Origin of the sequence: Burkholderia sp. BDU5 (assembly GCF_001522845.1) — a bacterium.
Lineage (GTDB): Bacteria > Pseudomonadota > Gammaproteobacteria > Burkholderiales > Burkholderiaceae > Burkholderia > Burkholderia mayonis.
In genome coordinates, this window is sequence record NZ_LOWC01000001.1 from 1 (window position 1) to 20549 (window position 20549).

The following is a 20549-nucleotide window of genomic DNA, read 5'->3' on the forward strand; positions in this document are numbered from 1 at the left end:
GCGACCGCCGCGCCCGCGCGCGCGAGCTCCAGCGCGATTTCCTTGCCGATGCCGCTTGCTGCGCCTGTCACGACCGCCGCTTTCCCGTTCAAATTCGAAGTCATTCCCCAAGTCTCCATCAGTTAAGTCAATGAAAGCATCGCGTCCGGCATCTGCCCACTCAGCCGGACGGCATAGGCCGAATGGCCGGCTGTCGCGCCGCGGCCGACATTGCTATTGTGCATGAACGAGATCGCGCACCGCGGTCAAACAGGCTAAGCTTGTTGTCGGTCACGCTCGATCGGAGACGATATGAACTACCGGAGGCTAGGACGTTCTGGATTGCAGGTCAGCGAACTGTCGATCGGGTCGTGGGTCACCTACGGCAACCAGGTCGATCGCCGCGCCGCTCGCGAATCGCTGGCCGCAGCGCATGATGCCGGCGTCAATTTCTTCGACAACGCCGAAGTATATGCAGGCGGCAAATCCGAGGAAATTATGGGGCATGCGCTGAAATCGCTTGGCTGGCCGCGCATCAGCTATGTGGTTTCGACGAAGTTCTTCTGGGGGCTCGCGGAAGCGCCGAATCAATACCACACCCTCAACCGCAAATACCTGCTGCACGCGATCGACGCCTCGCTGCAGCGTCTGCAGCTCGACTACGTTGACCTCGTGTTCTGCCATCGTCCCGACCCGAGCACGCCGATCGAGGAAACCGTATGGGCGATGAGCGACATCATCGCGCGCGGCAAGGCGCTCTACTGGGGCACGTCGGAATGGAGCGCCGACGAGATCCGCGCCGCATACGAAATCGCTGAACGGCATCATCTGCGCAAACCAGCGATGGAACAGCCGCAATACAATCTATTTCATCGCAAGCGCGTCGAGCAGGAATACAAGCGCCTCTATGACGATTTCGGAATGGGACTCACGACCTGGAGTCCACTCGCATCGGGGCTGTTGACCGGGAAGTACCGGCACGGCGTTCCCGCTGGCAGCCGGGCGGAAATCCACGGCTATGACTGGCTACGCGAGCAATTGACGGACCCGGCTAAGAACAACATCGTCGATGAGCTCGGTGACATCGCGAACGAGCTCGGTTGCACCGTAGGCCAGCTCGCGCTCGCCTGGGTGCTGAAGAACCCGCGCGTCAGCACGGTAATCACGGGCGCGTCGCGCGTCGAGCAGATCGTCGAAAACATGCGCTCGCTCGACGTTGCGGCGAAGCTCGCACCGGACGTGAAGCAGCGGATCGAGCAGATCGTCGGCGATGTCTATCAGTAGCCGGGCGGCAGGCTACATCGCATACTCGCGTACAATACGCGACCACATCGGCCGGCCATGCCCGCGAATCCGGCAGCATGGCTCGCACGTGTTGGCGCTCGACCGATTTCCACGTATCGCTCCCGTATTTCTCTCGCCATGCTCAGCTATCGTCACGGCTTTCACGCCGGCAATCATGCGGACGTCCTCAAGCACGCCGTCGTCGTGCAGTTGCTGCGTCATTTGAACAAGAAAGACAAGTCGTATTGGTACATCGATACGCACGCTGGTGCTGGCGTCTACTCGCTGTTCGACGGATATGCGGCAAAAACCGGCGAATTCGGCACGGGGATCGAGAAAATCTGGGACGCGACAGATCTACCCGAGGCGCTTTCCGACTATGTCGACGAAGTCAGGGCGCTGAACAGCGACGGCGAATTGCGCTACTACCCGGGCTCCCCTTATCTCGCATGGCGGCTGATGCGCGAGCAGGATCGGATGCGCCTGTTCGAGCTTCACAGCACTGAAATCGATGTGCTGCGCCATAATTTTCGCGATGCAGGACGGCGCGTGATGATCTATACGGGCGATGGATTCGAAGGCATCAAGGCGCTGCTGCCTCCGCCGCCGCGGCGTGCGCTCGTATTGATCGATCCGTCATACGAGGACAAGCGCGATTACGCCAAAACGCTCACCTGCGTCGAAGAAAGCCTGAAACGATTTGCAACGGGATGCTATGCAATTTGGTATCCGCAGGTGAGCCGCCCCGAGTCGCAGAAATTCCCGGATCATCTAAAAGGGCTGCAACCGAACAACTGGCTGCATCTGAGCTTGACCGTAAGCCGGCCTCCATCGGATGGTTATGGACTCTTCGGCAGCGGGATGTTCATCCTGAATCCGCCGTATACGCTGATCGACGCAATGAAAGATACGCTCCCGTACCTCGTCGAAACACTCGGCCAGGACAGCAGCACGAAGTTCGCGATCGAGCATCGCGGCAGCTGACACCGGCGTCGCGGCCTATTGACGCGGCTGGGGCGCCTTCAGCGGCACAGCCGGATTGGGCACCTCGATGTATGGGACGACGACCATCGGCGCAATCGAACCGGGCGGCAGCCCCGTCATCGGAGCAGGTTGCGCCGGCGCAGCGATCGGGGCACGTGAGAGTGACGCATTTTGCAGCACGATGCCGCCCTTGCCGTCGTGAATCCCGCTTTGCGTATCCAGGATCAACGGCGCGCCGTTTGTCCCAGCGAGCGCAGGCACCGTGGTACCGCATAGTGCGACGCAACTCGTCGCGAAGCAGAAGAAGCGATTGACGACTCTCATCAGGCCCCCGTTTCGAACGACGCTTGATTGTACGTTGACCGCCCACAATGTCCGGCGGTCAACGTTTCCAGCTTACGAAAAGACAAAGCCCCGTCAATACGGGGCTTCTTTGCTTGCGCACTTGGGCGCTCGGTGCGACGTCTTGCCGCTCCGATTTACAGCGAGTAGCCGTTAGTTTCCAGCGAGCGGATGCGCTGCTCGAGCTGGACGATATCGCTCGACGAAGCCAGATAGGCTTCACGGCGGTTGCGTTCTGCAGCCTCAAACCAGTTGCTCAGCTTTTCGATGATGTAGGCAAACATATTGGCTCTCCAAGGAAGATTGAGATCCCCTGGTGAATCGATAACAGGGATATCCCTCATAGGGTTAACCCGATTATAGCCTGATTGCACCAACTTGCCAGTGAAATGCTCGAATGTGATGCATGCCAATTTGGAATAGATCAAACAATTCCGTCTTAAACATCTGATTTTTCTGACAACTTGCGTGACGTGCAGTGCACGAGCGCGTAGTTGCACGCACTATTTTGGATCGCAGCAAGGATCAGCCAATCGCTCCAAAATGGGGCAGTCCGGACGATCGTCTCCGCTGCAATGGGCGGCGAGGTTCGCAAGCGTGTTCCGCATCTCGGTAAGCTCGGCGATCCGGCCGTCAAGCTCGGCCACGTGCTCGAGTGCAATCGCTTTGACCTCGGCGCTCGCTCTCGAGCGATCTTGCCAGAGCGCGAGCAGCTTTCTAATGTCGTCGACGAGAAATCCGAGTCGTCGCGCTTGGCGGATGAAACGTAGCAAGTGGATTTCTTCGTCGTGGTAGACGCGATATCCTGAGTCGGTCCGTTCCGCCGGATTGAGAAGGCCCACGCTTTCGTAGTAACGGATCATCTTCGCGCTGACGCCCGATGCCTTGGCAACTTCACCGATGTTCACCGTTTGCTCCAGATAGGATTGAAGATTGAAATGTTAGCGCGTTCTTCGGAATATCTACTTGGCCGGCGATCGGTGGCTACGGCTCGAGTTAAAGCCCGCGCGCCGTCCCATGGAGCTGTACTTGAGGCGAGCTGCCGGTTCGAGGCGGGATAAATGTGATCTTTCCGGAAGAGATCTGGCGAATTAGAAGAGGGTTGGATCGGCGTATGCCCGACGGCAGATTTCAACCGGTCGATCCACGCCAGCAGTAAGCATCCGACGAATGCCGTGTCGACGAGGGGCTGAAGCTACTGTAGATCGTCAACTATCTTGGCCGGTCGAGCGACAACTATGATGGCCGGTCGGCTGGGGTAATTTTGTCACTCGTCAGGTGGTCATAGTTGTCGTTTCCTCCGGTTCGGTGTCGGGTAATTGACGTCGCCGCGTGCGCTTGTTGTGGCTGGCGCTGCGACGCCGGTAGCTTTCGACGTTCAGCTCGAAGATCATCGAGTGATGGACCAGGCGGTCGATGGCGGCCACCGTCATCGACGGGTCGGGGAACACGTCGTTCCAGCCGGAGAACGGCTGGTTGGCCGTGATCAGAAGACTGCGCCGCTCGTACCGCTCAGCGATCGTTCGAACAGCACACTGATCTCCGCTTGGTCCTTGCGCACGTACAACAGGTCGTCGAGGATGATCAGGTCGAGCGGTCGAGCTTGCTGAGCATCGACGGCAACTGGAGGCTCTGGCGGGCCGCCTGCAGCTTCTGCACGAGTTCGCTGGTGCGGGTGAATAGCACGCGGTAGCCGGCGTCGATCAGCGCATGGCCAATGCCGGAGCCGAGATGCGCCTTGCCGCCGCCCGGCGGCCCGAACGGCAGGATCGTCGCGCCTTTCTCGAGCCACGAATCGCCGGTCGCGAGCGCCATCACGTGCGCCTTCGAGACCATCGGCACCATGCCGAAGTCGAAGCTGTCGAGTGTCTTGGTCGAGTCCAGGTGCGATTCAGCACGGTGACGCTCGATACGGCGTTTCACACGCTCGGCCAGTTCGTGCTCGAGCAGTGCGCCGAGCAGTCGCGAGGCCTGCCAGCCTTCCTTGTCGGAGCGCTGTGCAAATTCAGGCCACAGGCGCGCGATCGTCGGCAGCCGCAGCTCGTTGAGCATCAGTCCCAGGCGCGAGGCATCGTAGGTTACAGGCGCGTTCATGCCGCCACCTCCTCGTCGAGCAGCGTGTCGTAGAGTGCCGCGGGCGGCATCTCGACCACGACCTCCGGACACTGCGCCTCCCGCGGCGCGAACTCGCCGCGCAACTGCTCGAGATCGGGCAGCTCGCCTGCCGCCAGCAAGGCGTCGAGCCGATCGGCGAGCGTGGCTTCGACGCCGTGGTTCGCAGCCAACTCGAGCAACCCGACCATCGTCTTGCAGGCGTCGCGCTGCGACATCCGGGCTTCGAGCTGTTCCCAGGTCAGGCGATACGCCTCGCGCGGGAACAGGTCATCACGGAACGCCAGCCCCTTGAACGCCTGGGGCTTGCGCTTGAGCTCGTCGACGAAGTGCCGAGTCGATCGCGCGTCGGCGGCTCCCCGCTGCATGGGACCCGCGTGCGGCGCTGTGCACCAGCACGCCTGACAGATAGCGGACCGTAAAGTCCTCTTTCTCCTGCAGGTTCTTGAACGCAGCCGACAGGCTGTCGGTGCGGTGCTCGCGCGGGCAGCCTCCGGCTTGCCAGAGCGCATTTTGCAGGCCGGTGGACAGGGCTTCGAAGCTTTGCCGCCTGCTACGACGTCGGCGTGCTCCCAGTGCGAGAACGCGAGCACGAAGTGATACAGCCGGCGAGAGCGATTTTCTGAACTTCACCGCGAACAACGCGAGATACGGTGGGCATAAAGAAGGCCGGTACTCCTCTGATATCGTGCGACGGTTCTCACGCCAACACACGAATCAATAAGAGCCCGGCCTATGCAACGGATCGTACACGCTTTCCTTTCCCTCGAATAACATCTTCGCGCCGTCGTCTCCACACCTCAGTCGTACCGCCCCGATCGTCGCCCGCACTGCGGTTGCAGCTGCCTGTGGGGACATGGCTGCTACGACCGCAAGGCCGACCGCAGTGCCGACGGCCAGCTCAATCCGGTTTCGGTGCCGCGCTTCCGTTGTCCTTCATGCCGGCGCACCTGTTCGCGCCTGCCGCTATGCATTTGCCCGCGCCGTTGGTACGGCTGGGCGCTGCAGCAGCAGGTGCTTGCAGTTGCTGATCGCCGGTGCGTCGTTGCGCCGCGCGGCGGCGATCTTTGCGCTCGGCTATCACATCGTGCGTCGCTGGTGGCGATCGCTGTCAGCCAGCCACGAGACGTTTGCCTTCCATCTACGCAGCCGCTTTGCCGAGCTCGGGCGCCACGCCGATCACACTGATTTCTGGCTGGCCTGTTTGCACCGGATGCCGTTGTGCGAAGCGATGGCGTGGCTCGATCACGACGGCCTGGCTGTCCCATGTGGCCTGGGTCGAGCAGGTCTATCGTCGCCAGCCGCACACCGGGCTCGGCGGTCAAACGCCACTCTCGCGCTACCAGCAAGACCTGCCGCACATCCGCGCCTTCGGACCACTCGCCCCGCAACTGGATGAGCTGTTCCTCCATCGCGTCGCGCGCCGTGTGCGCCGCGACGGCACCGTCTCGTACGCCGGCCGCTACTTCGAGGTCCCCTACGAGCTCACCGGCCAGCACATCGTGCTCGTCGAGTGGTACGCGTGGAGAGCGAAACTGGCCAGCCACTGGGCGCCGCCACGCTGCTCGACGCCGTCGCCAACAGCCGACGTCGCCGCAGCAAACCGTCGGCCGAGCCGGCGACCGCCCCAGCCGCCGCGGGACCCAACCTCATCGAGCTTACCCAGCAGCACCACTACCAACTGGAGGTCTGAGCATGTACCGTCAACACTTCGGCCTGCGCTGCGCGCCGCTCGACAAGGATTCGACCGACCTGGGGGACGATGGCACGCTCGCGCGCCTCGCCGAGCGCTTCCAGTGGCTGCTCGCCAGCCCCGGCGTGGGCCTCTTGACCGGCGAACCCGGCGTGTGCAAGACCGCCGCGCTACGCCATCTCACGCGAGGCCTGAATCCCCATCGCTACCTGACGATCTATCTGGCCGAGACCGAATTCGGTCGCATCGACCTGTACCGCTCGCTCGCGCGAGCGCTCGGGCTCGAGCCCAGCTACCGGCGCGCGGATCTGTGGCGCGAACGGAAGCGGCGCATCAACGAGCTCGCCACCGGCAAGCAGGTCCTGCCGCTGTGGATCATCGACGAGGCACAGAACCTGCCGCCCGAGTTCTTCCGCGACTTCCCCTCGTTCCTGAACTTCGCCTTCGACGCCCGCGATCTCATCACCGTGTGGTTCGTCGGTCATCCGGTGCAGGCCAGCATGCTCGAATGCACGCCCTATGCCGCGCTCTACAGCCGCATCCAGACGCGCGTGCAACTGCAGCCCGTCGTCGAGCGCGAGCGCTTCGCGCAACTCATCGCGCACGCACTGAAGGCTGCCGGCTGTACCCATACGCTGCTGGCCGACTCCGGGCTCGAGTTGCTGCGCCAAGCCTCGCGCGGGCTGCCCCGGCAAGCCGGGCGCATCTGAACGACGGCCCCGGCGCCCATCTCGCCGGACTCGCCGCGTTTGTGCACCTCAAACGCGCGACGGCGTCCGTCACCCAGTCCGCCGCATCTCGCGCTCGCCACGATGAACTTCTTCCTCGCCGAGCGCGTAACAACTTCCGCTGTCTCACCTCAAATAGCGCGCGATACCGAATCTCATTCAGCGTGCGACGTAATACTGCGCACGAACATAAAAAAACGCGCCCCATCCGGAGCGCGTCCTTGTTCCAGCAGCGTAGCGCCGCGGCAGCTCAAAGGCCGCAGCGCCGGCGTCCGGCTTACTTCAGCACGACCGCGATCGCGTTTGCCACGACGTCGATATTGCGCGTGTTGAGCGCCGCGACGCAGATCCGGCCGGTGCTCACCGCATAAATGCCGAACTCTTCACGTAGACGGTCGACTTGCGCCGACGTCAGGCCCGAGTACGAGAACATGCCGCGTTGCGCGTTGATGAAGCTGAAGTCGCGCTCGATGCCGGCGGCCGTCAGGCGCTCGACGAGGCCATTGCGCATCGCGCGGATGCGATCGCGCATTTCGCCGAGCTCCTGCACCCACGAGGCGCGCAGTTCGGGCGAGGCGAGCACCGCCGCGACGATCGCGCCGCCATGCGTCGGCGGGTTCGAGTAGTTCGTGCGGATCACGCGCTTCAATTGCGACAGCACGCGTGCGGCTTCGTCCTTGCTGTCGGTGATGATCGACAGCGCGCCGACTCGCTCGCCGTACAGCGAGAACGACTTCGAGAACGACGACGACACGAACACGTTCAGATCCGCCGCCGCGAAGAGGCGCACCGCGGCCGCGTCGGCCTCGATGCTCTCGCCGAAGCCTTGATAAGCGATGTCGAGGAACGGCACGAGCTTGCGCGCCTTCACGACTTCGACGACCTGCGCCCACTGCGCTTCGTTCAGGTCGACGCCCGTCGGGTTGTGGCAGCACGCATGCAGCACGACGATCGTGCCCGGCTCGTAGCTGTCGAGCGCGGCCAGCATGCCGTCGAAGTTGACACCGTTCGTCTTTGCGTCGTAGTACGGGTACGCGACGACCTCGAAGCCGGCCGTTTCGAACAGCGCGCGGTGGTTCTCCCAGCTCGGATCGCTGATTGCGACCTTTGCCTTCGGGTTCAGCGTGCGCAGGAAGTCCGCGCCGATCTTCAGCGCGCCCGTGCCGCCGAGCGCTTGCGCCGTCACGACGCGGCCGGCCGCGATCAGCGGCGAATCGTCGCCGAGCAGCAGCTTCTGCACGGCGGCGTCATAGGCGGCGATGCCGTCGATCGGCAGGTAGCCGCGCGGCAGGCCGGCTTCGACCCGCGCCTTTTCCGCGTCGCGCACCGCGCGCAGCAGCGGAATCTTGCCGTCCTCGTTGGTGTAGACGCCGACGCCGAGATTCACCTTGGTCGGGCGCGCATCGGCGTTGAAGGCTTCGTTCAGACCCAGGATCGGGTCGCGGGGGGCAAGTTCGACAGCGGAGAAGAGCGACATGATTGATTCGCAGCAGTTGTGAAAAGAGGGTCAGCTTCGGAGTGCCGATGCGGGCCGGCGGGCCGTGAGGCGAAGCGCGGCAAAGGGCGGCGGCTCGGCGCGGAAAGCGAAGCGCAGCAACTCGTCATTGTAGCGAATTCGCCGTCTCCGTTCGGCCAATGTCTCGGCCCCGGCTGCGGTTTTTTTGCGCACTCGGCCGGAGAATCGCGAGCGGAGCGGGGCGGAGCCGGCCGAGCGTCGAAGCGCTAGAATGCTCCTTTGCTCCGCTTCGGCTCGCCGCCTCGCATCCACATGTCCGAACATCACCCCGACACCCGCGACGATCTCGACGAATCGAAATTCGTGACGTTCGACGGATCGCCGTTCCAGCTGTATCAGCCGTATCCGCCTGCGGGCGACCAGCCGACCGCGATCACGACGCTGGTCGAAGGCGTCGAGGACGGACTTTCGTTCCAGACGCTGCTCGGCGTGACGGGCTCGGGCAAGACCTTCACGATGGCGAACACGATTGCGCAGCTTGGCCGCCCGGCGATCGTGTTCGCACCGAACAAGACGCTCGCCGCGCAGCTCTACTCGGAATTTCGCGAATTCTTCCCGCGCAACGCGGTCGAGTATTTCGTGTCGTACTACGACTACTACCAGCCGGAAGCGTACGTGCCGCAGCGCGATCTGTTCATCGAAAAGGACTCGTCGATCAACGAGCACATCGAGCAGATGCGGCTGTCGGCGACGAAGAGCCTGATGGAGCGCCGCGACGTCGTGATCGTCGCGACGGTGTCGGCGATCTACGGTATCGGCAATCCGTCCGAGTATCACCAGATGATCCTGACGCTGCGCATGGGCGACAAGATCGGCCAGCGCGAAGTGATCGCGCGGCTGATCGCGATGCAGTACACGCGCAATGAGCAGGACTTCCAGCGCGGCGCGTTCCGCGTGCGAGGCGACACGATCGATATCTTCCCGGCCGAACACGCGGAGATGGCGGTGCGCGTCGAGCTGTTCGACGACGAAGTCGATTCTCTGCATCTGTTCGATCCGCTGACGGGCCGCGTGCGGCAGAAGATCCCGCGCTTCACCGTCTATCCGTCGTCGCACTACGTGACGCCGCGCGAGACTGTGATGCGTGCCGTCGAGACGATCAAGGAGGAACTGCGCGAGCGTCTCGAGTTCTTTCATCGCGAGGGCAAGCTCGTCGAGGCGCAGCGGCTCGAGCAGCGCACCCGCTTCGACCTCGAGATGCTGCAGGAGCTCGGCTTCTGCAAGGGCATCGAGAACTACTCGCGACACTTCTCCGGGGCAGCGCCGGGCGAACCGCCGCCGACGCTCGTCGACTACCTGCCGTCCGACGCGCTGATGCTGCTCGACGAATCGCACGTGCTGATCGGCCAGTTGAACGGGATGTACAACGGCGACCGCGCGCGCAAGGAGAATCTCGTCGATTACGGTTTCCGGCTGCCGTCGGCGCTCGACAACCGTCCGCTCAAGTTCCCCGAGTTCGAGCGCAAGATGCGCCAGGTGGTGTTCGTGTCGGCGACGCCCGCCGATTACGAGCAGCGCGTGTCCGGCCAGACCGCCGAGCAGGTCGTGCGGCCGACGGGGCTCGTCGATCCGGCGATCGAGGTGCGGCCGGCGAGCACGCAGGTCGACGACGTGCTGTCTGAGATCACCGAGCGCGTGAAGGCGGGCGAGCGCGTGCTGATCACCGTGCTGACGAAGCGGATGGCCGAGCAGTTGACCGAATTCCTCGCCGACCACGGGGTCAAGGTCCGCTATCTGCACAGCGACATCGACACGGTCGAGCGGGTCGAGATCATCCGCGACCTGCGGCTCGGCACGTTCGACGTGCTGGTCGGGATCAACCTGCTGCGCGAGGGCCTCGACATTCCGGAAGTGTCGCTCGTCGCGATCCTCGATGCGGACAAGGAAGGCTTCCTGCGCGCCGAGCGCTCGCTGATCCAGACGATCGGCCGCGCGGCGCGCAACGTGAACGGCAGGGCGATCCTGTACGCGGACCGGATCACCGATTCGATGCGCCGCGCGATCGACGAGACGGAGCGCCGCCGCGCGAAGCAGATCGCGTTCAACGAGCAGATGGGCATCACGCCGCGCGGCGTCGTGAAGCGGATCAAGGACATCATCGACGGCGTCTACAACGCCGACGAAGCGCGCGCCGAGCTGAAAGAGGCGCAGCAGCGCGCGAAGTTCGAGGACATGTCCGAGAAGCAGATTGCGAAGGAAATCAAGCGGCTCGAGAAGCAGATGGCCGATTACGCGAAGAATCTCGAGTTCGAAAAAGCCGCGCAGACACGCGACCAGCTCGCGCTGCTGCGCGAGCGGGTGTTCGGCGCGAATGTCGGCGATCACGTGAGCGGGGTCCAATGACGTTCCGCGGCGCCCCGCCGCATCCGTTAATCTCGCTGTAAGCCTTGTCAGATCAGGGATTTAGCGGCATCTCCATTTGTTTCGGAAGCGGTTCGGTGCTACACTTGCGCCTGTATTGAGAATAGTTCGCATTAACGTTCTTCATCGTTTTTTTGTCTCTCCTCCGGGTTTCGGGTCCGCGCGGGCGAGACGTGTGTCACGAGATAAAAACAGGAGTGTCAATGTCGCGTTCTTCCTTTGTTAGCAGCGGTGTCGCATTGGCGGCCGCGTGCGCTGCGCTGTCGGCGACGGCGGCTGAATACCCGATCGGCAAGCACCAGATTCAAGGCGGGATGGAAATCGGCGCGGTGTACTTGCAGCCGATCACGATGGATCCGGAAGGCATGATGCGCAAGGCGTCGGATTCGGACGTCCATCTCGAGGCTGACATCCATGCGGTCAAGAACAATCCGACCGGCTTCGCCGAAGGCGACTGGATGCCGTATCTGCAAGTCGCGTACAAGCTGACGAAGCAGGGCGACGCGAAGTGGAAGGCCGAAGGCGATCTGATGGGCATGGTCGCGAGCGACGGTCCGCACTACGGCGACAACGTGAAGCTGAACGGCCCAGGCAAGTATCACCTGACGCTCGTCGTGAAGCCGCCGATGCAGACGGGCCACATGGCGTTCGGCCGCCACGTCGACAAGGAAACCGGCGTCGGCCAGTGGTTCAAGCCGATCACGCTCGAATACGATTTCCCGTTCGCCGGCATCGGCAAGAAGGGCGGGTATTGATCGTCACGGCAGCAAACGGACGGCGCGCGACGAGCGCGCTGTCTTTTTAGAGAAATACGATGAAATTCCCCAGAGTATTCGCATTCGCCGCCGCGATCGTCGTCGCGGGCGCCGCGCACGCGGCCGATCTGCCGACCTTCAAGCTCGAGATGGCGGACGGCAAGCTCAATCCGGCGCGCATCGAAGTGCCGGCCGGCCAGCGCATCAAGATCCAGATTCGCAATACGGGCAAGGGCGCCGTCGAGTTCGAGAGCGTGCAGCTTCGCAAGGAGAAGGTGCTCGCGCCGGGCGGCGAATCGTTCGTCGTGATCGCGCCGCTGTCGCCGGGCGAATACAAGTTTTTCGACGATTTTCACCAGCAGGCGCAGGGCGTCATCGTCGCGAAGTAACGGTTTTCGCGTTTGACGCGCGGACGAGCCGCGCGGCGGACGCAGGGAGGTAACAATGGGTCAGATCTTGTTCATCGTCTGGCGGGAGAGCGTCGAGGCGCTGCTCGTCGTCGGTATTCTCTATGCATGGCTGAAGAACGGCGACGACGATGCGCGCCGCGGCTTGCCGTACCTGTGGGCGGGCGTGGGTGCCGGCCTGCTGATGGCGGTCGGGCTCGGCGCCGCACTCGTCGGCTTCACCGAGGTGTTGTCGGGCGACGCGCAGGACTACTTTCAGACCGCAATGGTGCTGATCGCGTGCGTGCTGATCGTGCAGATGGTGCTATGGATGAAGCAGCACGGGCGCACGCTGAAGCGCGACATGGAGCGCTCGCTGCAGAAGAGCACGCAGGACGCGAACTGGTGGGGCGTCGCGGTGCTCGTCGCGCTCGCGATCGCGCGCGAAGGCAGCGAGACGGTGATCTTCCTGTACGGGCTCGGCTTCGGCCAGTCGGGGCACGTCGACGGCAGCCAGGTGCTCGCCGTGCTGATCGGCCTCGGTCTCGCGTTCCTGACGTTCTACGTGCTGCAACTGGGCGGCAAGTACTTCTCGTGGCGGCACTTCTTCCGCGTCACCGAGATCATGCTGCTGTTCCTCGGCGCGGGCCTGTTCCAGGCGGGCATCGACAAGCTGATCGACAAGGAAATCCTGCCGCTCGGCATCGCGCAACTGTGGGATACGTCGGCGATCCTCGACGATTCGGGCACGCTCGGCTCGCTCGTCGCGACGCTGACCGGCTACCGCGCGCATCCGTCGCTCACGAACCTCGTCGCGTACGCGGTCTACTGGGCGGTCGTCTATCTGCTGCTCAAGCGTGCCGCCAGACACCCGGCGGCGACTCTGGGGCGGCCGGCATGAGTGCCGTCGTCGGCCGCCGCCGCACGAACCTGGTCGCGGAAGCAGGGCAATGGTTGCAGCGCCACGGTGCGCTGATCCGCGGCATCCAGTGGATCGTCGTCCTCGTCTACGCGTTCCTGATCCTCGTGCCGGCGTTCACGCCGCTGCCCGACGATACCGCGCATCTGTGGAGCAACCTGACGCTTGCCGCGCAGTTCGTGTTCTGGGGCATCTGGTGGCCGTTCGTGCTGCTGTCGATGGTGATGCTCGGCCGAGTCTGGTGCGGCGTGCTGTGTCCCGAGGGCGCGTTAAGCGAGTTCGCGAGCAAGTTCGGCCGCGGCCGCGCGATTCCGCGCTGGATGCGCTGGGGCGGCTGGCCGTTCGTCGCGTTCGGTCTCACGACGATCTACGGCCAGATGGTCAGTGTCTATCAGTATCCGCGCGCTGTGCTGCTCGTGCTCGGCGGGTCGACGCTCGCCGCGATCGTGATCGGTTTCCTGTACGGGCGCGAGAAGCGCGTATGGTGCCGCTATCTGTGCCCCGTGAACGGTGTTTTCTCGCTGCTCGCGCGTCTCGCGCCGCTGCGCTACAAGGTCGACGAGGACGCGTGGCGCCGTTCGTACAAGAAAGGCGAAGACGGCCATCGCGTGATTCCGATCAACTGCGCGCCGCTCGTGCCGCTTCGCAACATGAAGGGCGCGGCGGCGTGCCACATGTGCGGCCGCTGCAGCGGCCACCGCGGCGCGATCGAGCTGACGATGCGCTCGCCGTCCGAAGAGGTGGTCGCGCTCGGCGACAGGCAGGCGAGCGGCTGGGACACGGCGCTCATCCTCTACGGCCTGCTCGGCATCGCGATCGGCGCATTCCATTGGACGGTGAGTCCGTGGTTCGTGCAGATCAAGCAATCGCTTGCGGGCTGGCTGATCGATCACGACATCATGTGGCCGCTCGACACGAACGCGCCGTGGTTCATCTTCACGCACTATCCCGAGCACAACGACGTATTTTCGTGGCTCGACGGTTCGCTCGTCATCGCGTACATCATGGGCACAGGGCTCGTGTACGGCACGGCGCTTGCCGTGCTGCTCGGCGGCGCTGTCGCGATGCTCGGCCGCTTCGAGCGTGTACGGCTGCATCATCTCGCGCAGGCGCTGATCCCGCTCGCGGGCGCGGGCGTGTTTCTCGGCCTGTCGGCGACGACGCTGTCGCTGCTGCGCGCCGAGCACGTGCCGCTCGGCTGGGCGTCGGACGTGCGGATCGCGATTCTCGCCGGTTCGAATCTGTGGAGCGCATGGCTCGCGTGGCAAGTCACCGGCCGCTATGCGGGCTGGGCGCGCCGGCTGTTCGCGATGCTCTGGTTCGGCGCCGCGCTTGCGGTGATCGACAGTGCGTGGTGGCTGATGTTCTGGGGATTCTGACGCGCTTCGAGCGGTATGATGCAGCCGTCGACGGGCTCTCACCACGAAGGAGCGCCGAGATGAAAACCAAACCTGTTTTGACGAGCGAGGACGTGAAGAGGATGGCGGCCGCCGCCGAGTCGTTTGCGGCCGCCAGTCACTGGCCCGTGACGGTCGCGATCTTCGACGATGGCGCACACCTGCTGTATCTGCACCGGATGGACGGCGCCGCGCCGAGCACCGTCGAGATGGCGATCGGCAAGGGCCGCACGGCGGCGCTCGGTCGCCGCGAGAGCAAGGTCTATGAGGAAATGGTGCTGCAAGGGCGCGTGTCGTTCCTGAGCGCACCGCTCGTCGGCCTCGTCGAGGGCGGTGTGCCGATCATGGTCGAAGGCGAGACGGTTGGCGCGATCGGCGTGTCGGGCGTGAAGTCCGAGCAGGATGCTGCCGTCGCCCGCGCGGGCATCGCCGCATTGACGGACGCCGGCTGACTCGAAAGCGGCGTTTCGCCGACATCCGTCCCGTCGTCGGCTCGAGCGAGTAGAGATCGCTGTCGCGTTTCACGCTTCATGCGCCGCAAAAACAAAAAGCGACGCGTCATCGGACGCGTCGCTTTCTTTTTCACGCTGTGAGAACCAAAAAAAGCGGCTTGGCTTGCTACAACGGCTGCTTGAATATGTTTGCACGAAGGGGTCTAGACTCGCGTGCAAGCCGTTATGGCTGGCTAATGCCCAACACCTCTCGTAGAGGTGGTCCCCACAATACTCGGTTCGTTACTTCGTCAGGATCAGCTTGCCCAGGCGAGTGGCTCGCAAATGATAGGTTTCGCCGTTGTGCGCGATGCTCACGTGGCTTTGGCCCTGCAACAGCGCATCGCTGCTCACGACGCGCTGCCCGGCGTTTGCGGTTGCTGTGGGCCTTGCCGTGGACTTCACCGATTCCGCCGGCGTCGTTACTGCTGCCGTTTTGGGGCGGCCGCTGGATGCAGCGCCGCCTGTGCGGCGCAACGTGAGCGTAGTAGAGCGCATAGATTCGGTCATTCAGACGATCGGTGAGTTGCGATTCGATGGAATGAATTCTAAATGATAACTATTCCCATTTACAACGTATCTTTATCGATCGAAAACTGAATGTCGATAGGCAAGAGTAAAGAGGGCGACGGCTGCACCGCCGCCAGGGGCGGTCAGTGCAGCGGAGCCGGGTCCTTGCGGCCCTGCGCATATTCGCGGATCAGACGAACGGTATCGATGTCGGATGCGCGGTAGGCTTCCTTCACGATCTCGTGCGTCTGGCGCGCGTCTTCGCTGTCATTGGCGACGGGCAGCGTCGTCCGATACTCGAAGCGCAGGAACAGCTGCCGATCGTCGCGCTCTTCGATCGTCATCGTCAGCGAACCGCCGATCTCGCCGTCGGCCGCATGGATGTCGTAGCGGACCTGCTCGTTCGGCGTGTACGTCACGCGATCGCGGACGGTCGCATTGCCGTAATGCAACTCGCGTTCGAGCGTCGTCTCCGTGCGTTCGTGCACGATGCAGCGGTCGAGGCCGATCACGAAAAGCTGCGGCTGCTCGGCGCGCAGCACGAGGCCTTCCCACAGTTGCGCGCGTGTCAGTACCGGCAGGGCCGGATTGTCGGCGGCGTTAATCTGGATCAGATGTTCGAAGTTCAAAGCGGCGGATTCCTTCTGTAGTGCGGTGCGGCCCTCGCCGGGCGTGAGAAGATATTGTGACGCAAATCCGCCGCAGCGGCCGAGCTTGCCCGCCGCCGTTCCGCCGATGCGCGCCGCTCACGCTTACGCGGGAATGCGGCCCATGCGGCCCGTCTGATAATCGGCGACTGCTTCGCGGATCTCGCCCTCGGTGTTCATCACGAACGGACCGTAGCGCACGATCGGCTCGTTGAGCGGCGCGCCGCCGATCAGCAGCAGGTCGAGCGGTGTATCGTCCGCGGCGAACCCGACGGAGCCGCCGTCTTCCGCATACACGACCATATGGCGCGCGTCGACCGCCGTTTTGTCCGCGCCATAGAACCCGCTGCCTTCGATCGAATAAGCGAACACGCGAAATCCGGCCGGCACCGGCTGCTCGACACTCGCGCCCGGGGAGAGCGTGAAGTGCTGATAGAGCATTGGGGTGCGCGTTTCGATCGTTGCGCACGCGCCGAACGCCTCGCCGGCGATCACGCGGACCTTCACGCGGCCGTCGGGCGACGTCGCGGTCGGGATGCGTGCGGCCGGGATATCCTGGTAGCGCGGCGCGATCATCTTGTCGCGGCGTGGCAGGTTCACCCAGAGCTGGAATGCATGCGCGCGGCCACCCCGGCGCGCGAATTCGGGGTCGGGCATCTCGCTGTGGACGACGCCCGCGCCTGCCGTCATCCACTGGACGTCGCCCGGACCGAGCGCGCCCGCGTGGCCCGCCGAATCGCGATGGCGGAACCAGCCGTCGAGCACGTACGTGACCGTTTCGAAGCCGCGATGCGGATGATCGGGCGCACCCTTCGCGTCGCCCGGCGTGTATTCGACGGGGCCCATCTCGTCGAGCAGCAGAAACGGATCGAAGTCCGTCAGCAGGCGGGTCGGGAACGGGCGGTGAACCACGAAACCGCCGCCTTCCGTGGTGCGAAGCGATGGATAGGTGCGCTGGATCGAGCGGGCGATAGGCATGGGAGGGCTCTAGGAATGGCTGATGTGACGTTATTTTTGCAACGTAAGGCTATTATATTGAGCGAATTGCCGGCTAAATCCGCTCGATTCGCAATGGATCGTTGTGAAATTGGAACGATGAAATGACTATCGATGCACATAACCTGAACGACTTGATGTACTTCTCTCAGGTGGTCGAGCATGGCGGCTTCTCGGCCGCGGAACGCGTGCTCGGGATCTCGAAGTCGCGCCTGTCGCGGCGGCTGACCGAACTCGAAGCGGCGCTCGGCGTGCGCCTGTTGCAGCGCTCGACCCGCAAGCTCGCGTTGACCGAGGCTGGGCAGCTTTTCTATCAGCATTGCCAAGCAATGTTGTCCGAGGCGCAGGCCGCGATGAATGCGGTACAGCAACTGCGTTCGGCGCCGCGCGGCACGGTGCGTATGAGCGTGCCCGTCACGCTGTCGCAGACGATGCTGTCGCGTCTGCTGCCGGAATTCCTGCATCGCTATCCGGAAGTGCGCGTACAGATTCGCGTGACGAATCGCGTAATCGATCTCTTCGAAGACTCAATCGACGTCGCGCTGCGTGTGCGGTCCGAGCCGCCGCAGAACGCGAACATCGTCGTGCGGCCGCTCTGGCGCACCGAGCAGATGCTCGTCGGCGCGCCGGGCCTGCTGCAGCAGAACGCGCCGCCCCTCGTGCCAGCCGATCTGTCGAGATTCGACACGCTCGATACGCCGTCGGGCGACGGCCGCCACGTATTCAATCTGATTGCGCCGGACGGCGCGCGCCACGCGCACGAGCATGAGCCGCGCCTCGTAACGGCCGATCTGATGACGATCCGCGAAGCGGTGCTCGACGGGGTCGGAATCGCCGCACTGCCCGAATCGATGTACGGCAACGCCTTGCGCGCAGGGCAGCTGTCGCCCGTGATGCCGGGTTGGACGCTGCCCGTGCCGCAGCTCTACGCGGTGTTCGTGTCGCGGCAGGGCATGCCGCCTGCGGTGCGCGCGTTTGTCGATTACCTCGTCGAGAAGCTCGACAACGAAAACTACAAGGAGCAGAGCTGTCCGGAGCGCGGCGCGAAGGGCGCGGAGACGACGATTTCGATCTGACGAAATCGCAACGATTGCATGTGCATCGGTTTTGTCATTTGACGCGCGTCACGCAATCGGTAGTTTCAATCGCCGGTCGCTTGAATGCATGCGCGGCTCGGCCTATATTGGAATCCCAATTTCGTGAGGGAAGGTGCCAAGCGGAACAAGGTGGCCGCATATGTTGCGAGCCAAATAGGGCAGACTGCGCAAGTCCGTGCAGACCACGGCATGACGCATCGCGTTGCTCGACGTGCAGCAGTTCGGCCGTCGCGCCCGCCGCCCGAAGGCGCCCGTGTGCGCATGAAAAAAGGCCTTCATCTGGCGATGAAGGCCTTTTACTTTGTGGTGCCGCGTGCGCCTGTCGCATGCGGCGCGCGGCGCATTTACTTCGCGTTCGACTTCGGCTCGGTGACGAAGCCGAGCTTCGTGAGGCCGCCTGCTTGCGCGGCCGACATCACTTCCGCAACGCGCTCGTACGCGACTTTGCGGTCCGCGCGCAGATGCAGTTCCGGCTGCGGCGTCGTCTGCGCGGCTTGCGCGATGCGTGTTTGCAGATCGGTCGCGTTGACCGGATGGTCGTCCCACAGGACCGTGCCGTCGCCTTCAATCGCAACGTCGATCGTCTGCGGCTTCACTTCGACCGGCTGGCTGCTCGCGCGCGGCAGATCGATCTTCACCGCATGGTGCATCGCAGGAATCGTGACGAGAAAAATGATCAGGAGTACAAGCATGACGTCGACGAGCGGCGTCATGTTGATCTCGTTCATCAGGCCATCGTCGTCATCGTCGCCGAAACTGGTGTTCATGGACATCGCGAACCTCCGTTCAGTTCGCGCGCGCGGCGAGGCGCAGCCCGTCGCGCTGAGACGACGATGCGAGGCGCGCGCCCGTCACGAAGTAGGCATGCAGGCCATGCGCGAAGCGGCGCAGGCGGCTCACGATGCTCTTGTTCGCGCGCGTGAGCGCGTTGTAGCCGAGTACGGCGGGAATCGCGACGAACAGGCCGAACGCGGTCATGATCAGCGATTCGCCGACGGGGCCCGCGACCTGGTCGATCGACGTCTGGCCCGTCGCGCCGATCACGAGCAGCGCGTGATAGATGCCCCACACGGTGCCGAACAGGCCGACGAACGGCGCGGTGCTGCCGATCGACGCGAGGATCGCGAGGCCGCCCTGCATCCGCGCGATGCCTTCGTCCATCGTGTCCTTCAGGCAGCGCGTGACCCAGTCGGACACGTCCATCCGGTCGTGCAGGTGCGGCTGCGTCTGATGATGATGGTCCGCGGCTTCCTGGCCGGACAGCGCGAGCGCGAGGAACGGGTTGTCCTGCGTCGACGACGATGCGTGGCCGAGCTTCTTCACGCCATCTTCGAAATCGTCCGAATGCCAGAACGATCGTTCGGCGTCTTTCGACAGACGTTTCAGGCGAATCACGTTCCAGCCTTTGATGACGATCACCATCCACGACAGGATCGACATCACGAGGAGCGCGATCGCGATGGCGCGCGTAACGAAGTCACCTTGCGCCCACACGTGCGCGATTCCGTAGCTTTGCATTTCCTTTCCTTGTTGTTTCTTTCGGGTGTTGCTGAAATTAGTCGGTCAGAGTGAAGTCGTAAGGCTGCGTATAGGCGGCGCGCATCGGCTGTCCGTTCTGCAGATACGGCTGGCACGGCGACGAGCGGATCGCGTCGAGCGCCGCGTCGTCGAGGCGCGGGAAGCCGCTGCTCTGGACGACTTGCGCGCTCTCGATCCTGCCCGTCAGGCCGACGACGAAGCGGACCTTCACGACGCCCGTTTCGCCGCGGCGCTTCGACAGCGCCGGGTAGGCGGCCTTCGCGATCTGGCAGGTCAGGTGCGCGCCTTCTTTTGGTGCAACGATTTCCATCGTCGGGCGGCTCGTCGGCGCGCCCGCGGGCGGCGCTGCCTTCGCGTTCGTCTCGGCGGGCGCCGCAGGGGCGGGCGGTGTGGGTTCCGGCGCGGTGATCGCGTTCGGCGAGGGTTCGTGCGATACCGGCAGCGGCGTTGGGGTCGGCTTCGCGACTGGCCGGGGCGCGGGCGTCGGCTTCGGCTTGATCTTCGGGACGGGCTTCGGCGGCTCGGGCGTCGGCGCCGATTGGACGCCGACAGGCTGGGCGACGGGGGCGCTCAATAGCTGGGCGGTGATCGTCTTCGATTCGAGCGGGCGAGGCGGCACGTCGTTGCGCATCAGCAGCGCGCCGGTCAGCAGGATCGCGTGTCCGGCGAGAACCGTCACGGCGGCGGTGGCGACGCGGGGATTCATACGGGAGAGGGCCGGCACAGAGGCGGCCGGCAAGGAATTCGAAACCTGCATGTTAGCTTCGTAGCGCGGCGGCGCGTGTGTCGTTCGCCGCGAAGTGTTGCATCACT

Annotated in this window: 24 protein-coding genes and 2 pseudogenes; 12 read left to right on the plus strand and 14 right to left on the minus strand. The window is 63.8% G+C overall.

The features are described from left to right. The coding region (locus WS69_RS32790) for an SDR family NAD(P)-dependent oxidoreductase (RefSeq protein ID WP_151197763.1) at positions 1 to 104 on the minus strand (104 nt) is incomplete at its 3' end. Between the two features lie 187 nt (positions 105 to 291). Here WS69_RS32790 and WS69_RS00005 point away from each other — a divergent pair. After that, positions 292 to 1263: a potassium channel beta subunit family protein gene (locus WS69_RS00005; RefSeq protein WP_059468802.1), complete on the plus strand. Its 972-nt coding sequence runs from the start codon at positions 292 to 294 to the stop codon at positions 1261 to 1263. 138 nt (positions 1264 to 1401) lie between these two features. Then, a complete protein-coding gene (locus WS69_RS00010) occupies positions 1402 to 2247 on the plus strand; it encodes a 23S rRNA (adenine(2030)-N(6))-methyltransferase RlmJ (protein ID WP_059468803.1) in 846 nt (281 codons plus the stop codon). A gap of 15 nt (positions 2248 to 2262) precedes the next feature. Here WS69_RS00010 and WS69_RS00015 read toward each other — a convergent pair whose 3' ends face one another. The 6 genes and pseudogenes from WS69_RS00015 to WS69_RS35595 form a co-directional block, all read right to left on the minus strand. Further along, entirely contained in the window at positions 2263 to 2571 is a 309-nt protein-coding gene (locus WS69_RS00015) for a hypothetical protein (protein WP_231747038.1), read from the minus strand. Between the two features lie 155 nt (positions 2572 to 2726). Continuing rightward, on the minus strand, positions 2727 to 2873 hold the full coding sequence (locus WS69_RS29660) for a DUF3563 family protein (protein WP_006028476.1): 147 nt from the start codon (positions 2871 to 2873) through the stop codon (positions 2727 to 2729). Between the two features lie 219 nt (positions 2874 to 3092). Further along, positions 3093 to 3497 carry a Cu(I)-responsive transcriptional regulator gene (gene cueR, locus WS69_RS00020; protein ID WP_059468804.1) on the minus strand — a complete coding sequence of 135 codons (405 nt, stop codon included), beginning with the start codon at positions 3495 to 3497 and terminating at the stop codon, positions 3093 to 3095. A 366-nt stretch (positions 3498 to 3863) separates the two neighbouring features. After that, positions 3864 to 4683: pseudogene (gene istB, locus WS69_RS00025) on the minus strand (IS21-like element helper ATPase IstB). After that, on the minus strand, positions 4680 to 5069 hold the full coding sequence (locus WS69_RS35590) for a hypothetical protein (RefSeq protein WP_059468805.1): 390 nt from the start codon (positions 5067 to 5069) through the stop codon (positions 4680 to 4682). The pseudogene istB and the gene WS69_RS35590 overlap by 4 nt, the downstream one beginning before the upstream one ends. 40 nt (positions 5070 to 5109) lie before the next feature. Next, positions 5110 to 5315 (minus strand): annotated as a pseudogene (locus tag WS69_RS35595) (IS21 family transposase); the annotation flags it as partial. Between the two features lie 232 nt (positions 5316 to 5547). Here WS69_RS35595 and WS69_RS35600 point away from each other — a divergent pair. From WS69_RS35600 to WS69_RS00035, 3 genes are all read left to right on the plus strand, one after another. After that, positions 5548 to 5889: a DUF6431 domain-containing protein gene (locus WS69_RS35600; protein WP_226382967.1), complete on the plus strand. Its 342-nt coding sequence runs from the start codon at positions 5548 to 5550 to the stop codon at positions 5887 to 5889. 334 nt (positions 5890 to 6223) lie between these two features. Continuing rightward, positions 6224 to 6394 (plus strand): hypothetical protein, encoded by a 171-nt coding sequence (locus WS69_RS32795; RefSeq protein ID WP_156437875.1) that lies wholly within the window; start codon positions 6224 to 6226, stop codon positions 6392 to 6394. 2 nt (positions 6395 to 6396) lie between these two features. Continuing rightward, a complete protein-coding gene (locus WS69_RS00035; protein ID WP_059468806.1) occupies positions 6397 to 7104 on the plus strand; it encodes an ExeA family protein in 708 nt (235 codons plus the stop codon). A gap of 295 nt (positions 7105 to 7399) precedes the next feature. Here the strand turns inward: WS69_RS00035 and WS69_RS00040 are convergent, their stop codons facing one another. Next, complete coding sequence (locus WS69_RS00040) at positions 7400 to 8599, minus strand: amino acid aminotransferase (RefSeq protein WP_059468807.1); 1200 nt, start codon at positions 8597 to 8599, stop codon at positions 7400 to 7402. Between the two features lie 291 nt (positions 8600 to 8890). Here WS69_RS00040 and uvrB point away from each other — a divergent pair, with 291 nt between their 5' ends. The 6 genes from uvrB to WS69_RS00070 all read left to right on the plus strand — a co-directional run bounded on the left by uvrB (position 8891) and on the right by WS69_RS00070 (position 14908). After that, entirely contained in the window at positions 8891 to 10981 is a 2091-nt protein-coding gene (gene uvrB, locus WS69_RS00045) for an excinuclease ABC subunit UvrB (RefSeq protein WP_059468808.1), read from the plus strand. Positions 10982 to 11202: 221 nt separating this feature from the next. Next, a complete protein-coding gene (locus tag WS69_RS00050; protein ID WP_059468809.1) occupies positions 11203 to 11754 on the plus strand; it encodes an iron transporter in 552 nt (183 codons plus the stop codon). A gap of 59 nt (positions 11755 to 11813) precedes the next feature. Then, entirely contained in the window at positions 11814 to 12143 is a 330-nt protein-coding gene (locus WS69_RS00055) for a cupredoxin domain-containing protein (RefSeq protein ID WP_010107905.1), read from the plus strand. A gap of 55 nt (positions 12144 to 12198) precedes the next feature. Next, the gene (locus WS69_RS00060) at positions 12199 to 13041 is read left to right on the plus strand and encodes an FTR1 family iron permease (RefSeq protein ID WP_059468810.1); all 843 of its coding nucleotides are present in this window, start codon (positions 12199 to 12201) and stop codon (positions 13039 to 13041) included. Further along, positions 13038 to 14438: a 4Fe-4S binding protein gene (locus WS69_RS00065; RefSeq protein WP_059468811.1), complete on the plus strand. Its 1401-nt coding sequence runs from the start codon at positions 13038 to 13040 to the stop codon at positions 14436 to 14438. The genes WS69_RS00060 and WS69_RS00065 overlap by 4 nt, the downstream gene beginning before the upstream one ends. 59 nt (positions 14439 to 14497) lie before the next feature. Further along, positions 14498 to 14908 carry a GlcG/HbpS family heme-binding protein gene (locus tag WS69_RS00070; RefSeq protein ID WP_059468812.1) on the plus strand — a complete coding sequence of 137 codons (411 nt, stop codon included), beginning with the start codon at positions 14498 to 14500 and terminating at the stop codon, positions 14906 to 14908. Between the two features lie 282 nt (positions 14909 to 15190). On the opposite strand, the gene hemP is transcribed toward WS69_RS00070, so the two are convergent. From hemP to WS69_RS00085, 3 genes are all read right to left on the minus strand, one after another. Further along, positions 15191 to 15457 carry a hemin uptake protein HemP gene (gene hemP / locus WS69_RS00075; RefSeq protein ID WP_059468813.1) on the minus strand — a complete coding sequence of 89 codons (267 nt, stop codon included), beginning with the start codon at positions 15455 to 15457 and terminating at the stop codon, positions 15191 to 15193. A 143-nt stretch (positions 15458 to 15600) separates the two neighbouring features. Then, the gene (locus WS69_RS00080) at positions 15601 to 16086 is read right to left on the minus strand and encodes an SRPBCC family protein (RefSeq protein WP_059468814.1); all 486 of its coding nucleotides are present in this window, start codon (positions 16084 to 16086) and stop codon (positions 15601 to 15603) included. A gap of 123 nt (positions 16087 to 16209) precedes the next feature. After that, positions 16210 to 17082, minus strand: coding sequence for a pirin family protein (locus WS69_RS00085; RefSeq protein ID WP_059468815.1), 873 nt, complete (start codon positions 17080 to 17082; stop codon positions 16210 to 16212). A gap of 122 nt (positions 17083 to 17204) precedes the next feature. On the opposite strand from WS69_RS00085, the gene WS69_RS00090 reads away from it, so the two are divergent. Then, entirely contained in the window at positions 17205 to 18176 is a 972-nt protein-coding gene (locus tag WS69_RS00090; protein WP_059468816.1) for a LysR family transcriptional regulator, read from the plus strand. A gap of 365 nt (positions 18177 to 18541) precedes the next feature. Here WS69_RS00090 and WS69_RS00095 read toward each other — a convergent pair whose 3' ends face one another. The 3 genes from WS69_RS00095 to WS69_RS00105 are packed head-to-tail and all read right to left on the minus strand — an operon-like array spanning position 18542 to position 20493. Beyond that, positions 18542 to 18970, minus strand: coding sequence for an ExbD/TolR family protein (locus WS69_RS00095; RefSeq protein ID WP_059468817.1), 429 nt, complete (start codon positions 18968 to 18970; stop codon positions 18542 to 18544). A gap of 13 nt (positions 18971 to 18983) precedes the next feature. Beyond that, entirely contained in the window at positions 18984 to 19715 is a 732-nt protein-coding gene (locus WS69_RS00100) for a MotA/TolQ/ExbB proton channel family protein (protein WP_059468818.1), read from the minus strand. 37 nt (positions 19716 to 19752) lie between these two features. Next, positions 19753 to 20493 carry an energy transducer TonB gene (locus WS69_RS00105; RefSeq protein WP_059468819.1) on the minus strand — a complete coding sequence of 247 codons (741 nt, stop codon included), beginning with the start codon at positions 20491 to 20493 and terminating at the stop codon, positions 19753 to 19755. Between the last annotated feature and the right edge of the window lie 56 nt (positions 20494 to 20549).